Source organism: Paenibacillus sp. NPDC056579 (assembly GCF_042793215.1).
Taxonomy (GTDB): domain Bacteria; phylum Bacillota; class Bacilli; order Paenibacillales; family NBRC-103111; genus Paenibacillus_S.
In genome coordinates this window covers 946,842-967,238 of the sequence record NZ_JBHTVD010000002.1, presented here as the reverse complement: position 1 = coordinate 967,238, position 20,397 = coordinate 946,842, and the positions used below count along the sequence as shown (strand labels likewise).

14 protein-coding genes are annotated in these 20,397 nt (G+C 50.1%); 1 reads left to right on the top strand and 13 read right to left on the bottom strand.

Features of this window, described 5'->3' with window-relative positions; genetic code table 11:
• Positions 1 to 18: 18 nt before the first annotated feature.
• From ACFQ88_RS11760 to ACFQ88_RS11715, 10 genes are all read right to left on the bottom strand, one after another.
• Positions 19 to 885: a carbohydrate ABC transporter permease gene (locus tag ACFQ88_RS11760; protein WP_379454241.1), complete on the bottom strand. Its 867-nt coding sequence runs from the start codon at positions 883 to 885 to the stop codon at positions 19 to 21.
• Between the two features lie 89 nt (positions 886 to 974).
• Positions 975 to 1,943 (bottom strand): ABC transporter permease, encoded by a 969-nt coding sequence (locus ACFQ88_RS11755; protein ID WP_379454240.1) that lies wholly within the window; start codon positions 1,941 to 1,943, stop codon positions 975 to 977.
• Positions 1,944 to 2,287: 344 nt separating this feature from the next.
• The gene (locus ACFQ88_RS11750) at positions 2,288 to 3,820 is read right to left on the bottom strand and encodes a sulfatase family protein (RefSeq protein ID WP_379454239.1); all 1,533 of its coding nucleotides are present in this window, start codon (positions 3,818 to 3,820) and stop codon (positions 2,288 to 2,290) included.
• Positions 3,821 to 3,848: 28 nt separating this feature from the next.
• Entirely contained in the window at positions 3,849 to 7,148 is a 3,300-nt protein-coding gene (locus ACFQ88_RS11745) for a glycosyl hydrolase (RefSeq protein WP_379454238.1), read from the bottom strand.
• Positions 7,149 to 7,571: 423 nt separating this feature from the next.
• Entirely contained in the window at positions 7,572 to 8,729 is a 1,158-nt protein-coding gene (locus ACFQ88_RS11740) for an enolase C-terminal domain-like protein (RefSeq protein ID WP_379454237.1), read from the bottom strand.
• Between the two features lie 33 nt (positions 8,730 to 8,762).
• Complete coding sequence (locus ACFQ88_RS11735) at positions 8,763 to 11,147, bottom strand: helix-turn-helix domain-containing protein (RefSeq protein WP_379454236.1); 2,385 nt, start codon at positions 11,145 to 11,147, stop codon at positions 8,763 to 8,765.
• The gene (locus tag ACFQ88_RS11730) at positions 11,144 to 12,652 is read right to left on the bottom strand and encodes an extracellular solute-binding protein (protein ID WP_379454235.1); all 1,509 of its coding nucleotides are present in this window, start codon (positions 12,650 to 12,652) and stop codon (positions 11,144 to 11,146) included. Before ACFQ88_RS11730 ends, ACFQ88_RS11735 begins: the two co-directional genes overlap by 4 nt.
• 37 nt (positions 12,653 to 12,689) lie before the next feature.
• Complete coding sequence (locus ACFQ88_RS11725) at positions 12,690 to 13,565, bottom strand: carbohydrate ABC transporter permease (protein ID WP_379454234.1); 876 nt, start codon at positions 13,563 to 13,565, stop codon at positions 12,690 to 12,692.
• A 16-nt stretch (positions 13,566 to 13,581) separates the two neighbouring features.
• A complete protein-coding gene (locus ACFQ88_RS11720; protein ID WP_379454233.1) occupies positions 13,582 to 14,547 on the bottom strand; it encodes an ABC transporter permease in 966 nt (321 codons plus the stop codon).
• Positions 14,548 to 15,067: 520 nt separating this feature from the next.
• Positions 15,068 to 15,943, bottom strand: coding sequence for a sugar phosphate isomerase/epimerase family protein (locus tag ACFQ88_RS11715; protein WP_379454232.1), 876 nt, complete (start codon positions 15,941 to 15,943; stop codon positions 15,068 to 15,070).
• Between the two features lie 302 nt (positions 15,944 to 16,245).
• On the opposite strand from ACFQ88_RS11715, the gene ACFQ88_RS11710 reads away from it, so the two are divergent.
• Positions 16,246 to 16,761 carry a hypothetical protein gene (locus ACFQ88_RS11710; RefSeq protein ID WP_379454231.1) on the top strand — a complete coding sequence of 172 codons (516 nt, stop codon included), beginning with the start codon at positions 16,246 to 16,248 and terminating at the stop codon, positions 16,759 to 16,761.
• Positions 16,762 to 17,302: 541 nt separating this feature from the next.
• Here the strand turns inward: ACFQ88_RS11710 and ACFQ88_RS11705 are convergent.
• The 3 genes from ACFQ88_RS11705 to ACFQ88_RS11695 all read right to left on the bottom strand — a co-directional run bounded on the left by ACFQ88_RS11705 (position 17,303) and on the right by ACFQ88_RS11695 (position 20,375).
• The gene (locus tag ACFQ88_RS11705) at positions 17,303 to 18,217 is read right to left on the bottom strand and encodes a LysR family transcriptional regulator (protein ID WP_379454230.1); all 915 of its coding nucleotides are present in this window, start codon (positions 18,215 to 18,217) and stop codon (positions 17,303 to 17,305) included.
• A 140-nt stretch (positions 18,218 to 18,357) separates the two neighbouring features.
• Positions 18,358 to 18,996, bottom strand: coding sequence for an HD domain-containing protein (locus ACFQ88_RS11700; RefSeq protein ID WP_379454229.1), 639 nt, complete (start codon positions 18,994 to 18,996; stop codon positions 18,358 to 18,360).
• A 224-nt stretch (positions 18,997 to 19,220) separates the two neighbouring features.
• Positions 19,221 to 20,375, bottom strand: coding sequence for a serine hydrolase domain-containing protein (locus ACFQ88_RS11695; RefSeq protein ID WP_379454228.1), 1,155 nt, complete (start codon positions 20,373 to 20,375; stop codon positions 19,221 to 19,223).
• Between the last annotated feature and the right edge of the window lie 22 nt (positions 20,376 to 20,397).

Below are 20,397 nucleotides of genomic sequence, written 5' to 3'. Positions count from 1 at the left end.
TCCTCTCTCGACGAAGGGTCATCCCTTGACCGAGCCTACCATGGCACCTTTGGCAAAATGCTTTTGCAAGAAAGGATAAACCAGCAAAATGGGAACCGTTGCTACAATAACCGCAGCCATTTTTAACGTTTCGGAAGGAGGAGGTACGGAGGATATATCCATCCGCAGATCCGCGTTATTCGCATTCAGTAAAATGTTCTGCAGCATAACTTGAAGCGGCCATTTGCTTGCATCGTTAATGTAAATCAGGGCGTTAAAAAATTGGTTCCAGTAAGCAACCGCGTAAAACAATCCGAAAGCGGCCAGCGAAGGAAGCGACAGCGGCAATATAATCCGGAAAAACGTAGACAAATCATTGCACCCGTCCATCGAAGCGGATTCCTCCAGCTCGGCAGGAATGCTGTCAAAAAAGCCCTTCATCAAGATAACGTTCCAGCCGCTGGCAAGCGCCGGTAAGATCAGCGACCATAAGCTGTCGATCAGCTTCAGCTCGCGTATAAGCATGTAGTTTGGAATCATGCCCGGATTGAACAAAATCGTGATCAGAATCGCAAGCAGGGCAATTTGTCTGCCGCGGAGTCTTTTGCGGGATAAGGCATACGCCAATGAGGCGGTAACGATCAAGCTAAGCGTCGTACCCACAAGCGTCACGTAAGCGCTCACACCGATGGATCTCGGAAAAGCCCCCGTCGCCATCAGAAATTTGTACGATTCGAGCGACCACATTTTCGGAAACAGCACGAAGCTTTCCTTTAAATATTCCGTAGGATCCGTAAACGAAACGACAAACACGTAGTACAAAGGGAAAAAGGTCACTACGCCGACCATCCCTAGCAATGTGATGTTAAATACGTTAAACATCTGGTTTCCCAGTCCAAGCTTCATATGATTCCCTCCTAAGGGCATTGCGCAGCAATGCCATCTTCGTAAGCGTCTGCTTTGGGCATTGCGCAGCAATGCCATCTTCGTAAGCTTTAATACACGCCTTCTTCGCCCATTTTTTTGGATATCCAATTCGCCAGCACGACCAGCGCCAAGCCTACGACCGATTTGAACAAGCCGGCAGCGGTGCTATAGCTGAACTCCCCTTGTTGAATGCCGACCCGGTACACGTAAGTATCGAATACTTCGGCTACTTGGGATACGGCGCCATTGTACATCAGGAATACTTGTTCAAAACCGACATCGAGCATATGGCCAAGACGCAAAATGAGCAGTGTCACGATCACGTTGCGAATGGCCGGGAGGGTAATGCTCCACATTTGGCGAAGCCGTCCCGCTCCGTCGATCTTGGCAGCTTCATACACACCCGGATCGATGCTGGCCATTGCAGCCAGGAACAGAATCGTTCCCCAACCGCATTCCTTCCAGATGGATTGGACCGTAAGCATGATCCAGAACGTATCCTGATTCGTTAAAAAGTCAATTCGGGCAAAGCCCAAGAATTCCAGCATTTTGTTGACCAAGCCTTCGCCCTTAGCGAACAGTAGAAAGGTCAAGCCGGAAATGATAACCCAGGACAAAAAGTGGGGCATATAAACGATGGATTGAATGACCCTCTGGTACACGACGCTGCGCAGCTCATTCAGAAGCAATGACAGAACAATAGGCAGCGGAAAAAAGAGTACGAGGCTCAACATATTGATCGCCATCGTATTACGGAACAGCAGCATAAAGTCCGGATTGGAGAAAAACCGTTCAAAGTGCTCGAATCCCACCCACTCACTGCCGGTAATGCCGGCAAACGGGGAAAAATTTTGAAATGAAATGACGACGCCCCACATAGGGACAAATTTGAAAATGAGAAAAAACAATATTCCCGGCAAAGCCAGCAGGTACAAATATTTGTCGCGTACTAGATCCCTTCCAATACCTCTTTTAGGTTTAGTTCGGATTTTCACGGATTCGCCGGGAGCCACCTGCTTTGGTTGTACTAATGCCATCCTCTCCATTCCCCTTTCTAGAAATTTTTCTTAAACAACCGGACCCGGATGAATAACAACTTAAATTAAAATCGCGCCATTGACAATCGAACAATATTGCCCGGGACCAAGGCAAATTTGTCGCAGACAGAAAAGGGAGCTGAGACTATCTTGCCGATTGAGACAATCTTGTACAAAGGCGTGAAACAGCGTCACAGCGCCGAAAAATGGCCGCCAAGACGGTCTATGCAATATTCCCCGGCCATCCTGGCAGACCCCGTTCCAATCGGTTTCGAAAAAAAGAAGAGCCCAAGCTTATACAGCTTGGACCCTTCATCACTTATCTTGTCAGCACGCCATCCTGCTTATTCCATCGCTGCCAGACCGTGCCTGTCATAAAAGACTGGGCCGCGAGACCAGACGCAGGCCAGATGCATTAGAAGCTCGCCGGTCATTCGTTCGCGGATCGCCGAGTAGCTCTCATCGGGATACACATTGTGCCATTCGTTAGGGTCCGCTGCCAGATTATACAGCTCCCCTTGGAACTCGCCGATTCGTTCAATCGCCTCTCCCAATGTTCCCGGCATATACAATATCAGCTTCCAGTCCTGCTTCCTCCACATTAAAGCGGGAGCCGAATGTTGCGGCCCTGAACCTTTTCCGTGAAATTCGCAGAACGTCCCGAGTCGCTGCTTCTCACCCAGCAAATCGAGACCGGGCAGCTGCGGATTGCGCGGGAGTCCTGCCACCCTCGTCAGAGTCGGCACGAGATCCACCAGCTCAGCCGGACGGTCGTCCACCGACCCGTGCGCCGCTTGCGGCAAATAGCTGCCGGCCAAGATCATCGGCACCCTCACACTGCTCTCGTACAAACAGTACTTGCTGAACCGGTACTGTCGTTCGCCCAGCATCTCGCCGTGGTCGGAGACGAAGACGATCAGAGCATTGTCCAGCCGCCCTTGCCGCTCCAGCTTCTCCAGCGCCTGGCCTATGTAATCGTCGAGCCAAGAGCAATTCGCCCAGTAACGAAGCGTAGTCCGCTTGCGTTCTTCCGGTGTCATCGCTTCCCAGACATGCCGCTTTTGCCAATAATTGTTCCGGCTGCTTTCGTTTACAGCGTCCGTCGCCTCCAGATGCGTGCCATGCTCAAGCTCCCATGGCGGTTGGGGGATATCCGGGATATCGTTGATATCGTACAAATCCTCAAATTGCTTCGGTACATTGAAGCCGGCGTGCGGCTTTAAGAAGGACAGATACAGGAACAGCGGGCGCGCGTCGTCTAACCCTTCATCCAGGAACTTCAGACATTGCTCCGCGACCCACCCGTCTCGGTGCCAATGCATCGGCACTTGGCTCGTACAGCCGATATAGCCGTTGGAATTCTCCTCACCGCCACCGTAATGCTTCGTCTCTTCGTAGTAAGCTGCGAGCCCCTCCGGCTCGGCATCTCCCATCATAACGGCTCCATCCTCATAATGCCCGCTGTCACGGGAAAGACCGACGGCACGAACCTCGAAACCGCGGGTCGGCGGCACCGGATTTTTCACACCGTGATTCCAATGCGTCTTTCCGAAGCCTGCGGTCTGATACCCCGCTTTGCGCATCAATTCAGGAAGCGGATCGCTTGGCAGCTTGTCCTCATCGTATAATCCGCCATGATTGGTTCGTACGCCGAGCTGCGAAGGATAATAGCCGAACATCATCGAGGTACGGCTTGGAACGCACATCGGCGCTTGACATACCGCCTGGCTGTATGTGATGCCCTGGGTCGTCAGCTTATCAATGTTAGGCGTATGAATATGCTGATTGTATTTGCCTATACAATCCCAGCGCTGCTGATCCGTCATAAAAAAAATGATATTCGGTTTGCTTCGTACGTTGTCCGGATGATTTTGCATCGACATCTTACCTCCTTATTTGCCTATTCTATGACTTAAGTGAACGTTGTGCCGTATGGACCGGCTTCAACTCATGTTTCGCATAATCGAAATATTTGCCCTCCAGCAAACCGATCAACGTGTTGGTCACACGAACTTCGATACGGTTCGTTCCTTCGGCAAGCATCGACGTTTGACCGCGGAAGCGGTAAGGCATCCAAGTGCGTGCACCAAGAGAAATGCCGTTCACCAGCACCTCGGCGACGTCATGGAATTCGCTATCCAAGCCTTCGAACGTAAGCTCGAAGCTGTTCTCCGCAGGCAGTGCGTCAAGCTGAAGCTCGCGGCTGAATGACATCGTTCCGGCAAAGTACGGGTAGCCTGGGAACGGACTCGCGGACAACGGCTGCTCTTGAACTACTTGGCGCTTTAAGACCGGGCGCTGCTCGGCGTCAAAGCCGGTTTGGAAGTCCCCTGTGATGTACAGGGCATCGATAAGGCCGTTCCAGTCGTGCTCGATGGTTACCTCTACCGCGATTTCATTCACGCCTGTTTGAATGTAAGGGGTAATATCGCAGCCCACGTTCATGTAATCGTACAAACGGCTCCGTACGAGCTCTGATTTCAGCAGTCGATGGCCGTTAATGACAATGGCGCCATCACCGGACAATGCTCCTTGATCCATCACCAGATGCACTTTATCTAAGGACTGTTCTACAACGATAGTCGTTGTGTAACGGGCTTGTATTGGATAAGCTAAACGAATGCGCATGGGCGTTCCGAATAACTGGCTCATTTGCACCGGCAGCTTCGTCGAAGCAGCTAGATCCGCACATTGATCAATGAACGTCTTAACCTGGACCGGCTCATCTATACCGTCAGCTTCCGAACCCGAATCGTTAACACCTTGAATGGCAATCCGGAAAGCATCCAGCCGGACTGCATTATCCTCGTCGGTGTGCATCTTCCACAATGTCGTCTCCGAAGCATCGACTGTTAAATTCCAAGGCTTACTCTCAACAATCACTGTTGGTTTTCCATCGCGTGTGATACGAAACAGTTTGGATTCGTAAGAGCCCAATAGTACGGGCAGGCTCCAGCGGTCACCATGATGTTCCGCTTCTATCCGCGTCTCATCGCCGCGGTCCAACGATAGCTCTGTGAACATGGCCGAAGCCGCTCCTTCTGCACCCCACAGCGCAGCCGAAACCTGTAAGGACCAGCTGCGAGTCTCTTCCTCTTGGTTGCTTATGAAGACTAGCACGCTGTCTGCGTCGATCCGGCGCGTCTGCATCAAGATGCTTCGTCTGCCATGACTGCCATGAGTCGGCTCCAGCTTCACCGTCAGCGGCTGCAGCTCCTCCAGAAGCGCCGACATGCTGCCCAGCACAGCCGCTTCGTCAGCCGAGGCCTCGAACGGCAAATGATATGCGCTCGCTGCGCCTTTGGACCATGCCAGCGGTTGTTCGCTGCCGCCGTTCCAGAACCTCTCAGCACCGGACTCCGGCAATCCGAATGCGCTCGTCACTGCCGCTGTGTCCCATCCGTTCGATTCAATGGCCTGGTACGGCAGTTGTCCCATGCTGATCACTGTCCCGCCCTGCGCAAGGAAAGCTTCCAGTTTCGCCCAGGCGCCGCTCTCCAGATTGGTTATCGGAGGCGCGATAAGGACCGAATAGCTTGCATGGCCAAGCGTAATAAGGCCGTTCTCCACAGTGGCTTCCGCCAGAAGCTCCGCATCCAGATGGTCGTAGTCTCTGCCGCTGTACGTCAGCTCGTTGCAGATGCGTGTCCACCATGCTTTTAAATCGCCGAGCCTGTGCTTCTCATCGGCTTGAATACCGCCGTAATCGAAATGGTGGAATGGATTGCCCAAATGCGCCCATAACGAAGTCGTCGGTTGAAGCACCGCTACCCGGATATCGGCTTGTCCGCAGCTCATCACGTAGCTGATCCGGCCGACATAGTCGCCGAGCTGTCTGAAGTGTTTCCAATACGGATTTTGCAAAAATTGCGACGGAGGCGCATCATGCTTCATCAACGCATCGAGCGTATAGAAAAAGGCATGGAAGTTAAAAAAGTTCGTCCCTTGCGCTGCCATCCGGTCGATCATCCATTTCGCATCCTGCAGCGTCATCGACCAGCCGACACTATGGAAGCATTCAATCAAATTCCGCTCCCGGCCGAACTGGCGGGCGATCGAGCTGACCATTTTGGCGCTGCTGCGGAAGCTTTCTGCATGGTTATTCAAGATCCATTCCAGCGAACGGCCCAGCTTCTCATGAGCGGTATCTCCACCCGGCACATGGCTGTACCGCTGCGTCGTATGCCGGACCGACGGCACCTCAGTCACGTATTGCAGCCCGTAATGCTCGCACCAATCATGTACTTGCTTATGATAAGCGCCGAGCAAGAGCTCATGAATCGCCTGGTAGTAGTCATAACGAATACGGGCAGTCTGATCGGCTTCCTCATACAGCAGCGCATGCAGATGATCACGCAGGTCATATCCATTTTTGTCCAGGAAAAACTGCGGCAGCTTCGGCGACCATGGCATACGGCCTAACAGCCCGATCTCATCGGTGAACATCCCTTTGATCGTACCGCCGAAATAGTCGCCCAAATGCTGTGCATATTTATCATGGGTCAACCGTATAAAGGTTGCCATCGCTTCATAGTTGCACGGATCGACGAACGTCCCGTAATATTTAAAGTCTTCAATTTCCTTTTCCTGCATGATCAACACTTCCCAATTACCAGCCGGCGCCGTCCATTCGATCTTCTGAACAGTGCGGTAAGTAAAGAACCGCTTCTGGTTATAGGCAGTCAAGCCCGCTTTCTGAAAAATCGGCTCCGCCTGGTAGTTACCGATAGACGAACGGACATCTACCGCCTCACTCCACAGCTTATCACCCTCCGAATTGACAGGAATGGCCTTCGCATACACAATACGCGCCCAAGGCAGCTCGATGGACAGGCGCTCACCTCCCTGTACCCGCTCGGCCCGATGCTCCAGCGTGTAGTGCTTTGCCTCCGGATGCTCAAGCGTTACCTCTCCGCCAGCGATACCGCTTGGATACGGGTACTCGTCGTAGAGCCATACGTGCAAATTCCGGCGCTCGGCGGCTTCGACCGCTACACGGACTTTTTGAAACCAAGCATCGGATAAGTAAGGGATCTCCAGCCCCTGTCTCGCGCAGATGAAGAATCCCCCCAAGCCTTTGTCCGCCATTTCATCAATCTGATAACGAATTTGGTCGTCTTCCATTCCCCCATTCCAAAACCAAAACGGATGAATCCGGTAAGCAGCTTCCGGCTGCGCAAAAGACTGCATATTGAATTGGGCCATTTAACTTCATCTCCTTGTTATATGAATAAGCACTCAATCTATTAAAAACTATATAAGAGCGCATCTTGCATAACAATCGGATTATTTTGACGCAGTGTGATTTCGTCTTTAACTATCTTGCCTGGTTAATACTTCCTTGCGAAACCGGCCCTATAGGCCTGTAAAATTCTTATCGGATGCCGGAAGTACACCACGATAACTGCATTTACATAAGTAAAGAGGCCGCTAACAACAGCAGCCTCTACTTTTCTTCTCGCATTATTATCTTAATCTCCGCCAAAAGAGTATTTACCTCTTTCAACATGCACAGCTTGATTCATTTCCTCATCCAACTCTCTCAGCACATTCGAGAATTCCATGACTCCATCTGAATCTTCAGCCGTTTGAAAATTAGTTGTATCAGGCCGGAATTTAGATTAGAAGTTAAGTAGACTCCAGTTTACCATAATCGCTGCTGCAATTCCTTAATTGCTTCTCGTCCAGCATAAGGCCGAAGCCCGGCGACCAGCCGCCCAAGCTAACACGGCCGTCAGATGTCCTCGACGTAGCCTGAGCCGTAACGCAGGCTTCGAATGCATCGGACTCGCCCGGCTTCTCCAGCGACTCGACCCAATCGGCCGATAACCCGATCGCGAGCTGCTGCCAGACCGTACAAGCCGGGCCGACCAGACTGTCGTCACCAATCATGAGTCGAGCACCGAAGCCCTGGATCTTGCGGGCCAGCTCTACGGCATGAATGAGAGAGCCGGCGCAGCCTGGGTGAATATTATAGATGCCGCCCATGCCCGGCAGCACGGTTCGAGCAGCTTCTATCGCCGGCCGCAGGGGCTCATCGGGCAGCAGCTCAAGCTCCCCAGCCTGGCTCTGCAGCTCAATCCACTGCGGTGCAGTCAGGTTAGCCGGGTCTTCACAAGCATTAAGGCCCGCCTCTTGCAAGCTGCGAAGTGCAGCTGCAATTTCTTCAAGGCTTTCCTCGCTCTTCTTACGCCTATAACCATTATTCACATCGCCGACGATAAACGTCTCTGGCCCCATGATGCCACGGGCCGCTTCGACTATCGTCTTATCCAAATCGGTGTCCCCGAACAGCTTGACCTTGAGATGAGTGCGGTATCCTTGGTCCCATGACTCCTGCGCCCGCTCGCGCACCTTCTGAGGGTCGTTTTCCAGGATACAGAACAACCCTGGAACCGGCTCCTTGCCGTCTAGTCCCAACAGCTCAAGGGCAGACAGACCGAGCAGTTGGCCCGCTAGATCCAGCAGCGCTGTTTCAACCATCTCTGCCCGCTTAGAGCCCAGCTCCGTAAGCCTAGTCATAACCGTACGAACTGCTTCTCCGATTGTCATCCCGATAAGATCCTGCAAGGGGCTTAGCCATTCGTTCAAATCCAGCTCCACACGGTTGACAGCCATGATATTTTCTCCCCAGCCGCTCCGATTTCCCGCTGAGATCCGGATAAAGCCGTGGATGCGATTGGTCCACGCCCCATGGCTGAAATTACGCTGAACGTTCACATCATACCGGTAAACCTCAATCGAACGAATCGGCTCGCTCACCTGATCTAGACGTTCCATGATCATACAGCTTCTACTCCATTCTTACCCCTAATGGGACTAAAGTTTATGTTGTTCGCGGAAATCCTTGGGCGTCATGCCCTCCATTTTCTTGAATATCCGGTTAAAGTACGTTGGCTGGTAGCCGACCTGTATGGCGATCTCCTGCATTTTGAGTTCGGAGCCGATTAGCAGCTCCTTGGCACGGTCCAGCCTCGTCTTTGTCAGATAGTCGACGAAATACATCCCCGTCACCTGCAAGAAAAGCTTGCTCAGACTCGAAGAGGAGATTCCAAGGCGATCGGCACATAAGTCTAACGAGATGTCCGTTGGGTATTCCATACGGATCATACCGACCGTCCGCTCAACCAGCTCGCGAGCCCTGTCGTTCTGATGATGCATCAGCTCCGCCATCAGGGGCTCCATAATCCGCCCGGCAAACCAAGTCTGCATTTCATCGCTGTCCTTAAGCACTAGCAGCTCTGAGTAGAGCTGCCCCCAATCGAACAAAGAAGCGGCCTGCATCACATCGGACTGCATCAATGCACTCTGTACCGCTCCAAGCAGCTTGAGGCTTCCCTGCTGCAAAAGCAGCTCCCGGTCCGCATGCGCCTTCAGTTCCAGGTAAAACTCGCCTAACAGCCGATGGCTCTCTTCCCCCAACCCTCTGAACATCGAGTGGATCAAATCTTGCTCCAGTGTGAACGGGTATCTTGATTCCGTGTATTCGGTAATGGGTTCATTCAAGTCAATAATCTGATTCGGCTCATCCAGCTTTCGGTGTCTCAGCGCCTGCTGCACCTCTTCCCAAGCGATCGGTATGCGGCCGATGGCGGACACGGTCTGGCCAAGACCAATTACTGTATCCATCTTCAGAATACGGTGCAGACTTTGGCCGATCTCGGAAGCCATGCGTTTTAGCCGTTCAGATACCTCGCCAGGCGATACCTCTTGAGGAAACATCATGAACAGACCCACAGACAAGTCATGCAAGTTCATGACAGTTACATTGTCTTTACCTGTCAGTTCTTCAATGATATTCACCGCAGCAAATGTCACTAATGGCTGCTCATCCTCCCGAAAGGATTCCTGCAGCCGTTGGAAGCCTAGCAGTTGTACAACCATGACGACGAATTGCTTGCCATCCGGCTCCCAACCATACTGCTCCATGCGCTGCATAATCTCTGGTTCCCGCAACAGCTGAAGGTGTCCTTGCACCAATTGCAATAAAAATCCGGTCCGCAATGAGGAATGCTGTTCTTCCAGTCGGGATTGCAGCAAATGACTTTCGGTGCTCAAATTCCGCCATTGCTCCTCGATATACTGGATCTCGTCCTTAGGGACGAGCAGCTGATCTGCCCCAGCGGGAGAGATCAGCATTCGGAGCAGCCGGTGGATGGGTTGGACGAGCCGAACAGATGCATACCACGAGCTGAGCAGAACCAGCAGCAGACTAACGAACCCGACCATCATAATCAGCCGTGATACAATCACGATCGGTTTCAGAAATTCGGACAGAGGCACCGCCGAGACGAGCTCCCAACCCGTGACTGGTATTGATGCAGTCGATACGACATACAGCTCATCATTCCAGCTCCAGCGGAAAGAGGAGGATTTATCCGGCTTTCCGTCTACTTCACTGACCAATGCCTCATTCATCTTCTGTATGGCAGGCGAATACAATGGACGGGACATCAACGTCCCTTCCCGGCTGAGGATGAATGTGGTTCCGCCCAAGCCCGGGTCGTAGCCGGCGAGATTCAGAAGCTGCTTCTCATTGATTCTGGCCATGATCGTGCCGAAAGGCTCCCCGATGACCGGCAGCTTATGAATGACGAACATTCCTTCAGGCTCAGGCGTCTGGAGCTTGCGCCAGAACAGACGTTCCTTTACAGCAAGCAGCTCGTGGTATGGCTTCGGTCCATTCCCCTCCAATTTGTGGATACCTTGGCTGTCCGAGATAATGCGAGGCGGGTTCTCCAAGTACACATAGACCTGATCAATGAGTGCGTTGCTGTTGTTCAGCACCGTCAGAGATTCAAAGAAATCCTTGCTGAACGAATAATTTTCCTTAAAATCGATATCTCTCAGCTTGCCGCTCATCAGCGGATTCAGCGTCCATTGGTTCATGCCGACTTGCAGGTGCCCAAGTGCATCGCTAACCTGCTTCACCGTATAATCAAGCTGCAGCTTATGCGTCCGTTCGACTTCACGTTCTATATACCTGACACCAATATAATAGCTGCTGGCTGCAATCAGGAGGGTAGGAATGGTTGTGACAATCAAAATGAGCAGCAAGCTCCGCCGGAATGCGTGTCCCCGATACGTTAGTAATCCTTTCCCTATCCGCTTCTTCATGCCATCCATCCCATCATGTATGCTCGTACAGGAAGCGGGCTCCTGAGCCAATGCCCCAGGAGCCGCTTCCTGCTGATTTCCAATCATTTCTTTCCTGCTATTCGCTTCTGATAAGAATCGTTGACTTCCTTAATGATATTTTGGAAGTTCTCGTCTTTGGACAGCTTTTGAACCAAATCGTCCCAAGCACTGATCGGTTCCTTGCCCATAATGATCTTAACCTTCAGATCATCCACCTTTTTATCGATCTCCGCACCGAACTTGCTCGCCGTTTCCGAGTAAAGTCCGTTACCGATATCACCGACCAAATACGGCTCGCGCGCATCGACAATCTTCTTGTTACGCTCGAAGACATCGGCAGGCATGCCAGTCCGGTAAGCCCATAGATACTTCTCGTCACGACTGAAGATTTTACCCAACGCACTCTGGGAGACGATATCCTTCTTAGCCTGCTCCGTCGCCAGCTTGATGCCATCCTTCTCCGTAAAATGGACGTCCTTGAAGCCGTACCATGCCAGATCCGTGCCTTCCTTGGACGAACCATAGTCCATCAATTGCAGAATCGTCTTAAGCTTCGCCTCGGACACTTTTTTCGGAATCAGGAAAATACCGTTGAAGCCGCGCCATTGATAGGCCATCTTCTTGCCCTCAGGACTTACTAAATACGTCATCGGCAGGAAGTCCGCAGTGGGAATCGTCTTCCGCAGCTCTTCCGTCGGACGCCAGGAAGCTTCAACCGTATCGACCCACATACCGGCCTTGTTACCCTTGGCCATATCCTCAAACTGGCTTAGCTTGAGCACTGCAAAATCCTCCGGTATGACCTTTTCATCGTACAGCTTCTTTTGGAACAGTAGCGCATCCCGGGTTTGCGGTTCTAGATAAATATGTGCCAGCTTGCCATCCTTCAGCTTCCACTTGCCCTGCGTCGAGTTGAACAGGGGCTCAAACAGAAAGGAGCCTTGGTTGCCTGCAAGTCCAAACGTGTCCTGCTTACCGTTGCCGTCCGGATCCTGGTAGGTAAATGCCTTCATCGTTTGGAACAATTCATCGGTTGTCTCCGGCATTTTCAGCCCGAGCTTGTCCAGCCAGTCTTTGCGAATATTGATAAATGACCAGCCTCCCATGGGACGAACCGCCGGAATACCGTAATTTTTGCCATCCTGCATCTTCGAGTTTTCCCATACCGCAGACGGGTAAGCCGCCAGATTCGGGTAAGCCTTGATCAGTTCGGGCGTCAACTCCCAGAACGCACCCTCTTTGGCCATTTGCATCACTAACGGGTCAAAGGGATCCAGCACGAACATCAGGTCCGGGATATCGCCGGATGCCAGTGTTACTTTCGTTTTTTCCGCATAGTTGTTGGAAGAGACCCATTGTATGTTTAACTTCGTATTCGTGCGCTTGCCGATTTCCTGGACAATCACGTTATCGGGGCCTGGCGGCTCCGGCGTACTAAAGTTAGTCATGATGGAGATTTCGGGCGCCGACTGAGACGCTTGACCCCCTTCGCCACCACAGCCAGACAGAGCCGCTGCCACCGCCGTTAAGATGGTTGCACTTTTTACTATACCATGTTTCCGCAGCTTCAATTGAAATACCCCCTGATTCCTATTCGGAATGTTTTCATTAACCTTTGATCGAACCGACCATGACCCCTTTGGCAAAATGCTTCTGTAAAAACGGATAGACGAATAAGATCGGAACTGTCGCTATCACAACCGCAGCCATTTTTAGCGTCTCCGGCGGAATCGACTGCTCAGCCATCAGTTCCTGTGCAGCGCCTCCTCCTGCAGCTGTAGAGGAATCGATCAGCATGTTCTGCAGAAGCACTTGCAACGGCCACTTGGATGAGTCGGTAATATACAACACGGCCGAGAAAAAAGTATTCCAGTATCCGACCGCATAGAACAGTCCAAACGCCGCCAGCGATGGCAAGGATAACGGCAAAATAATACGGAACCAGATGCCGATATCATTACAGCCGTCTATCTGGGCCGCTTCCTCCAGAGCATCCGGGATGCTGTCGAAGAAGCCCTTCATCAGAATCACATACCAGCCGCTGGTTAGCACCGGGATAATCAATGACCAGATGCTGTTGATCAGATGCAGATCACGCACAAGCAAATAAGGTGGAATCATCCCCGGGTTAAAAAGCGTGGTTAATAGTATCAATAGCAGAATCGCTCGGCGAGCCGGCATTCTCCGGCGTGAAAGCGAGTAAGAAAGTGCTGCCGTGATGACCAGACTGCAAACTGTACCTACAACGGCCAAGAACCCGCTAATCATTGTTGCGCTCAGGAACGCCTTCGTCGAAAGTAAATATTTATAAGAGGCCAGCGACCATGAGGAAGGAAACAAATGGATCCCTCCCTGCAAATATTCCGACGGGTCCATAAACGAGACGACGACGACATAATAAAGCGGGAACAGTGTCACCAGCCCGATAAGCGACAACACCGCGTAGTTAAAAACCGGAAAGAGGTCCTTAGTGCTCTTTCTCATCCTTCTTCCCCCTTCCTTAATACACGCCTTCTTCGCCAAACCTCTTGGCGAGCTTGTTGGCGATTACGACCAGCACCAGCCCTATCACAGACTTGAAAAGACCGACTGCCGTACTAAAACTGAACTGGCCCTGCTGAATTCCAAGCCGATATACATAGGTATCGAAGACCTCGCTTACGTCCGACACCGCACCGTTCCCCATCAGGAATACTTGCTCGAACCCTACATCCATAATATTTCCAATTCGCAAGATGAGTAGGATCAGGATAACATTGCGGATTCCGGGAAGCGTGACATGCCAAATCTGCCGCAAACGCTTGGCCCCATCAATCTTGGCCGCTTCGTATAACTGCGTATCCAATCCGGCAATGGCTGCCAGGAAGATGATCGTACCCCAGCCTGCTTCCTTCCAGATCGATTGCACCGTAAGCAAAATCCAGAACAGCTTCGGGTTTGTCAGGAAGTCGATTTTGGCGAAGCCAAAATACGTAACCAGGTTGTTGATAGCGCCATCCGTGCGAGACAGCATCAGAAACGTGATCCCGACAATAATGACCCACGACAGGAAGTGGGGTAAATAAACGATAGACTGAATCAGCTTCTTGAAAGTTTTCCCCATTACCTCATTAAGCAGCAAGGCGACGATAATCGGCAGCGGGAAGTAAAAGACAAGATTCATCAGGTTAATAGCCATCGTGTTGCGGAACAGCTGCATAAATTCAGGATTAGAAAAGAAACGGATGAAATGCTCAAGACCCACCCAATCGCTTTGAAGCACTCCCCTGTACGGAGAGTAATTCTGAAAAGCAATGATAATCCCCCACATCGGCACATACTTGAACAAGATGATGAACAGGATGCCCGGCATCGCTAGAAGATACAGAAATTTATCGCGCTTCATGATAGCCCAAATCCGAGATCGCTGTTTGGCCGCAGGAGTCCTAATATCCGACGGTAAATGATGCCCAATTTCGCTGTTCATTGCTTAATTGTACACCTCCTCTCTTCTCTTGTGCTCGATCTTGTTTGCTCGAGTTAGTACTCACAGTCTATGAAAATAGCATTCTTGCCGCAATTGGACTTTTTTTCATAGGGAAATTTCGCATCATTCCTGCTTTTTTTTCACAAAACAACGTAAGCTGTATCCACTTCCGGTCCGCAGTGTATGACTTACCTTACCGAGTAATGGGAGCGAGTCTCTCCTTCTTTTGCGATCGTTATTAGATGCCATTCCTTATAAATAGGCAGAGACGGCTTCTACGAATTTTTGGTCAAAAAAACGGCCCCCCAATTGTTAGGTGGCGTCTAACAATTAGGGGGCAGTTCATTATGGCCGGCTGCTATTGTGCCTTTATTCAGTTATTATCTCCGCAATTTCCTGCTCCATCAACTGTAGCAAATGGAACGTGGAAAGCCGCCTGTTAGCGTAACTCGGCTGCCGATACATGCTGGCAACCGCTTTATCTGTCGATTTTGTTATGCAGCTCAAAGGTCCGTCACTCTTACTTTGCTTCTTCCCACAGTCGGCGCAAATTGTCCATGCCAATTTTTGAGCCGAGCCTGCACTCTTCCATGCCTTCAAACTCTATGGTGACATACCCGTTGTAGCCAGACTCTTTGATTAATTTAACGATTCTGCGAATGTCGATATCCCCGTGCCCGATAATGGCTCCCCTCAAATAATTGCCATGAGCCGTTCTGAACCAATTACCGCCTCCCGGAGGCTGGTCGTATGGGCGAAAATAGAAATCTTTAAAATGAACTAAGGAGGCATAAGGCAAGTTTTTCTTAACCCCAATAATGGACGATTCATCCACGCACATGAAATTGCCGACATCTAGCGTCGTCTTGAAGTTGGGCCGGTCTACAGCCAGCAGCACGCGCTGTACACGATCGCTCGCTTGGACGCTGAAGCCGTGATTTTCAATGGTAGTTGTAATCCCGTATCGAGCCGCATAATCGGCGATAAGCCTGCTTCCCTGCACGATTTGCGGAAGGCTATTCTCGAACCAGCCGATCGTCATCTGTTCCGGACTAATCGTAAAGGCCGTCACATCATGACGCATGTGCTTCATACCTAAACGGGCTACCAGATCGACATGCTGCTTGACTCGCGCCACTTCCGCCTCAAAAGCTTCATCCGTGGCTTGAACAAAATTAGCCGGCATTGAATAGTTGGACAGTTCGATTCCCACCGATTTCGCTTTCTCACGGACGGAGTCCGCCAGCTCAGAATTGTCCACCAGTGTAAACCCGTAAGGAACGATTTCCATATGCTCCCCGCCGTTATCTGCAATCCACTGGATCACGTCAAGTACGGACATTTCTCCCGCTTTAATGGCGGGAAGCAAGCTATACGTGCTCAAACCGATTTTCATGTCGCACGATCCTCCTTCTACATTTCAGGGTTAAAAAAATATCGCCCATCAGAGTGTAAATTCGATATGTAATTGTGAAAACCCTTCCATTTATTCTGTGCAATAAAGTTACTTCCAGAAAATCACAAAGCATATCGAAGCACTTATCCCATTTGCAATTACTGTTTCTCTGGGCTTCATCCCTTACTATGCTATATCTATGATGGTCTCAGATGATTCGAAGTAACTGAAACTGTGTAATAAATTGTAACTACCATGTGTCTGGCTTCATGTAAAAAGAAACGATTGGGAGGATGATGGATGTGAAAAATCGGAACAAATCGAGGGCCAAATCGTTGCGCATGGTGCTGGCCGTCCTGACGCTTACGGTAGCGGTTCCCATATCCACGGCGTTCGCAGACGGAGCCGCAGTGGAATCCAGAGCAGTGGGTAAAACGGCTGGAGCCGCCGCCAACGTCACGATTATTCGCGCCAATGGTGATGCCGTCACCCCGATGGGAGCGGGGGAGTGGGATTACCTCGGTCAGCGCTCGACTGTTTCCTCGCAAAACCCGACCAACTACGTTCACTCCGGCGGTGGCGACTTTAAGTTCCAAGTTGTAAGCGGTCCGAGCGGCGGCGCCTGGTACCAGCTGCGGGAATACGATCCGGGCAGCAATGCGGACGAAGTCGTTACCGGTTATGAGTACTTATTGTACCCGGGGGACACATTGATCTATCGGGGAATCAGCAGCTATGTTGACGGCGATAACAAGAAGGCTGAATTTTATGTGTACGAAAGCTTCAGCGGATCCGCTTCCGTGAAGTATTGGGATTAACCCTGCTTCATCTCAGTTCCGATAGAGTCAAAAAGGGGTGTATCGATGACGGTACACCCTTTTTGCATTTGCACACTCAAGCGGTCAGAGATTAAAGCCTGCAAAATGCTTGCCAGTATTTTCTCATAATACATGGCCCTGGCTTTGAGTTTTGTCGGGCTAGCTCTTCCAGGTGCCTAAATATGAATTTGAATATTAAAGTACCGACCCCGCGCCAACGCCAATCTTTATCCACTGTTCCAAAACAATCAACACTAGTGTGAGCACTTTGTTCAACGAAGCATACCGAAAAATACGCTACGATAGTCTGACTGAACTCGACAACAAAAGTATTTTCGCGAACTCTTCTATCTGGCCATTTCAGTAAACTTCATAATCTACTCTCCACTCTAATTGAACTAACTCGATTCCCCTAGTTAGTGAGCAGTAAAAAATATGTATAGTTTAAATTTCCTATTCTGTAAGGGGAAGTCTGTCACCAGTACGGTCTCCAGAATATTTGTATTTGTTCAATTTCGCTTATGACATTCACCCACTCTCGTCATTTGATACCAGAAACGACTTCCACTCGGAGTCCAAGCTGACTTACTAGTTTCTGGAGAAGCTCGGTGAATGTTAGAACCGCTTGCCCCCTGTATTTCTCTTTGTGATAAATGAGTCCGATTTGTCGAGTGAAGGGCGTTTCAACTATATTCAGCGTTTTTATTCCAGGTTTATTCCACTGCTTAATTAGGGTTTCAGAAAGAATGGAGCCCCCGGTCCCTACTTCTATAAGGCTGATAATGGATTCAATGGAATCCGTTTCGATAGCAGGCCGTAAATGAATATCCCTGAGGCTGCAGACAGCATCAATCTGCTGCCGGCACTGATAGTTTTTGGGAAACAATACAAGAGGGATATCCTTGAGAGCCTTTAAGCTTACTTCGGGTCCTTTTGCAAAGGGGTGGCCGGTATTGACTGCGAAGTAAAGCTTATCGTTATAAAGCGGCTGGGAGACGATACGTTCATCATGAACAGGAGTTATAGTTAGCGCCATGTCTATCTCGTTATTAAGCAAACGTTCCGCAACATTGTCCGCACTGATGATTCTAACCTGAATTTCCGGATAGGCCTCATGAAAATCCGGCAGCAGCCGGCAAACAAGCGAATTTAATTCGCCGGGCAAAACCCCGACGGAAAGTCGCCCCCGTTTCATCTCTTGCAGTTCCTGAATCTCCTCCCGTACGCTTTCAAGGCTGTGTAATACGGTATGACAATGTTTTAGCAAAATGAATCCCGCTTCAGTAATGGCTGTCTTCTTGCCGATCCGATCGAATAAAGGCAGACCCAATTCGTCCTCAAGTGCTTTTATTTGGTGGCTAAGTGTAGGCTGCGTGACTCCCAACTTCTCGGATGCTCTCGTAAAATGCAGCTCTTGGCAGACTGCCATGAAATATTCCAATTGTCTGATTTCCATCCCGCACCCCCGAATTACGTATCAGTGCCATATTAGCTATCATTATAAATAATTTTAAATAAACAAAACAATCCCCAGCCACGGTGTCTGGGGAATTGTTAAGAGAATCAATTAATTTAGAAGCACATAGCCAAAATAACTTATTCGTGCCACGGCGAATGAAGTACACAATCGCAAAAATCGGTGCGTTTGAAGCCCGGGAGCAACCGAGCGCACACATCTGCCTTTATATTGCCAAAGGTCGTTTCCGGTTTGTGAGCAAACCCCTCAAGAAAAGCAGGTAAGATTTTGTTCTTAAATCCATCTCTCGGATAAGCCAACGTTACCTGGTTTCGCACCTCTTCGGTAAGTACATCAAAGTTTTCACCCATAACGTCATAGCCAACGCCAGAGTATATCAAAGCGACTTCCGGCTCTTTATATTGAGCCACCCCAATGGTTGTATGTAGGGCAATGGCATCCCAGACGAGCCGGGCAGATTCTTCCGGTACTCCATGGCTTCGTAAAAAATCACGGGCCGCGTTAGCTCCATCCACCTCAAACCGTTTATCTGGACTGCTGTAGTGCTTGGTAAGCCCGAGGTCGTGGAACAAAGCGCTGATATATAGAAGCTCTAAATCATACCTAACATTATTTCTTGTTCCCATCAGCGCACCGAATAAATAGACCCGGTGGGAATGATTCCACAGTAGATCGGTTCCATGCTCCCGAAGCAGCTCTGCGGCTGATTTTGCCAGCGTACTGTCCGGTATTCGGATTCCTGCAACTAAGTTTGACATGAAGGACACTCCTTTTTTAAAGTTAGATGAAATTGGTTTGTTTATGAACTTCATTGTATGCCTTCAATAATTATTGATCAATATTATCATTTCTATGATTACAATAGATTTTGCGCATGATTAAAAATATAAAAGAAGCTTCTTGTACCACATGAATCGTGGTTCAGAAGCTTCTTTGATTGGATTTTAATGCAGCGAACTCATAGTCCTGCTTGTGACCATAGTTAATCTATTGCTCCATAGATGACAGCCCGCAAACGCGGATGAATGTATGGCTCTAGACTTGGCAGCAGCTGCTGCATATACACGACGGACAGCTGTTCCTGCGGATCGATTAACACCCAGGATCCGGCTAAGCCTGCCCAGCCAAATTCGCCAATCGAACCATTGTTGCCGCCATCCGCCGGATCCATCATGACACGTACCCCAAGACCGTAGCCATAGCTCTTCTGCTGTGTCCAATTGTAATCCTTCAGTTGCTGTGGCCCTAAATGATTGGTTGCCATTAATTGCACGGTCTTCCGGCTAAGAAGCCTCACTCCATCCAACTCGCCGCCTCTTGTAAGCGCCTGCGCAAATCTGCTATAATCACCTATCGTTGACAGAAGACCGCCGCCGCCGCTCTCAAATCTGCTTTCAGGCTGATAAGAAGCGTCCCTTTTGCTATTAGGAGTCAACTCGCCGTCAGCTGTACGGTCATACATTTTGCACAGTCTGTCACGTTTATCTTCTGTAATGCGGAATGAAGTGTCGGTCATCCCCAGAGGCTCGAAGATTTCCTTCTTCAAAAATTCTCCGAAGGTTTCACCGGACAGCACCTCTATCAAAGCACCGAGAATATCATGACTCGTCCCATACTTCCAGTGTGTACCGGGATCGAACGCAAGAGGAATGTCAGCTAGAGCTTTAGATAATGTACGAATGTCCTTCGTATTATCGGCACCCTCCATAAGAATACGAGTCAACCGTTCAGTTTCTGTATTGTCACCGCCGTATGTAAGCCCCGAAGTCATGGTGAACAAATCCTTGATCCGAATAGGACTTGATGCCGGAGATGCAGATCTTACACCAAATTCGTTATATCGGAAGACCTGAGGGTTTTTAAATTTCGGCAAATACTCCTCTACCGGATCGTTTAGAAGATACATTCCCTTCTCATACAGCATTAGCGCTGCTACGCAAGTAACTATTTTGGTCATGGAATAAATACGGTATAGGGTATCCGATTGAATCTTTATCTGCTGTTCTAAATATGCATAACCAAAGTATTCCTGATACGCTAATTCGCCATTTTTGACAATTGTACAAGCACAACCGGGCGGTCCTTTTACCACCCATTCCTTCAGCAGCGGAGTTAACCGTTCTTGTAATCGTTTCATTCGTTTACTCATCTCCTTCCGG

What these genes read in the sequence shown, in the direction of transcription:
- ACFQ88_RS11760 (WP_379454241.1), bottom strand. Translation starts at nt 885, where the DNA reads ATGAAGCTTGGACTGGGAAACCAGATGTTTAACGTATTTAACATCACA.
- ACFQ88_RS11755 (WP_379454240.1), bottom strand. Translation starts at nt 1,943, where the DNA reads ATGGCATTAGTACAACCAAAGCAGGTGGCTCCCGGCGAATCCGTGAAA.
- ACFQ88_RS11750 (WP_379454239.1), bottom strand. Translation starts at nt 3,820, where the DNA reads ATGCAAAATCATCCGGACAACGTACGAAGCAAACCGAATATCATTTTT.
- ACFQ88_RS11745 (WP_379454238.1), bottom strand. Translation starts at nt 7,148, where the DNA reads ATGGCCCAATTCAATATGCAGTCTTTTGCGCAGCCGGAAGCTGCTTAC.
- ACFQ88_RS11740 (WP_379454237.1), bottom strand. Translation starts at nt 8,729, where the DNA reads ATGATCATGGAACGTCTAGATCAGGTGAGCGAGCCGATTCGTTCGATT.
- ACFQ88_RS11735 (WP_379454236.1), bottom strand. Translation starts at nt 11,147, where the DNA reads ATGATTGGAAATCAGCAGGAAGCGGCTCCTGGGGCATTGGCTCAGGAG.
- ACFQ88_RS11725 (WP_379454234.1), bottom strand. Translation starts at nt 13,565, where the DNA reads ATGAGAAAGAGCACTAAGGACCTCTTTCCGGTTTTTAACTACGCGGTG.
- ACFQ88_RS11720 (WP_379454233.1), bottom strand. Translation starts at nt 14,547, where the DNA reads ATGAACAGCGAAATTGGGCATCATTTACCGTCGGATATTAGGACTCCT.
- ACFQ88_RS11715 (WP_379454232.1), bottom strand. Translation starts at nt 15,943, where the DNA reads ATGAAAATCGGTTTGAGCACGTATAGCTTGCTTCCCGCCATTAAAGCG.
- ACFQ88_RS11705 (WP_379454230.1), bottom strand. Translation starts at nt 18,217, where the DNA reads ATGGAAATCAGACAATTGGAATATTTCATGGCAGTCTGCCAAGAGCTG.
- ACFQ88_RS11700 (WP_379454229.1), bottom strand. Translation starts at nt 18,996, where the DNA reads ATGTCAAACTTAGTTGCAGGAATCCGAATACCGGACAGTACGCTGGCA.
- ACFQ88_RS11695 (WP_379454228.1), bottom strand. Translation starts at nt 20,375, where the DNA reads ATGAAACGATTACAAGAACGGTTAACTCCGCTGCTGAAGGAATGGGTG.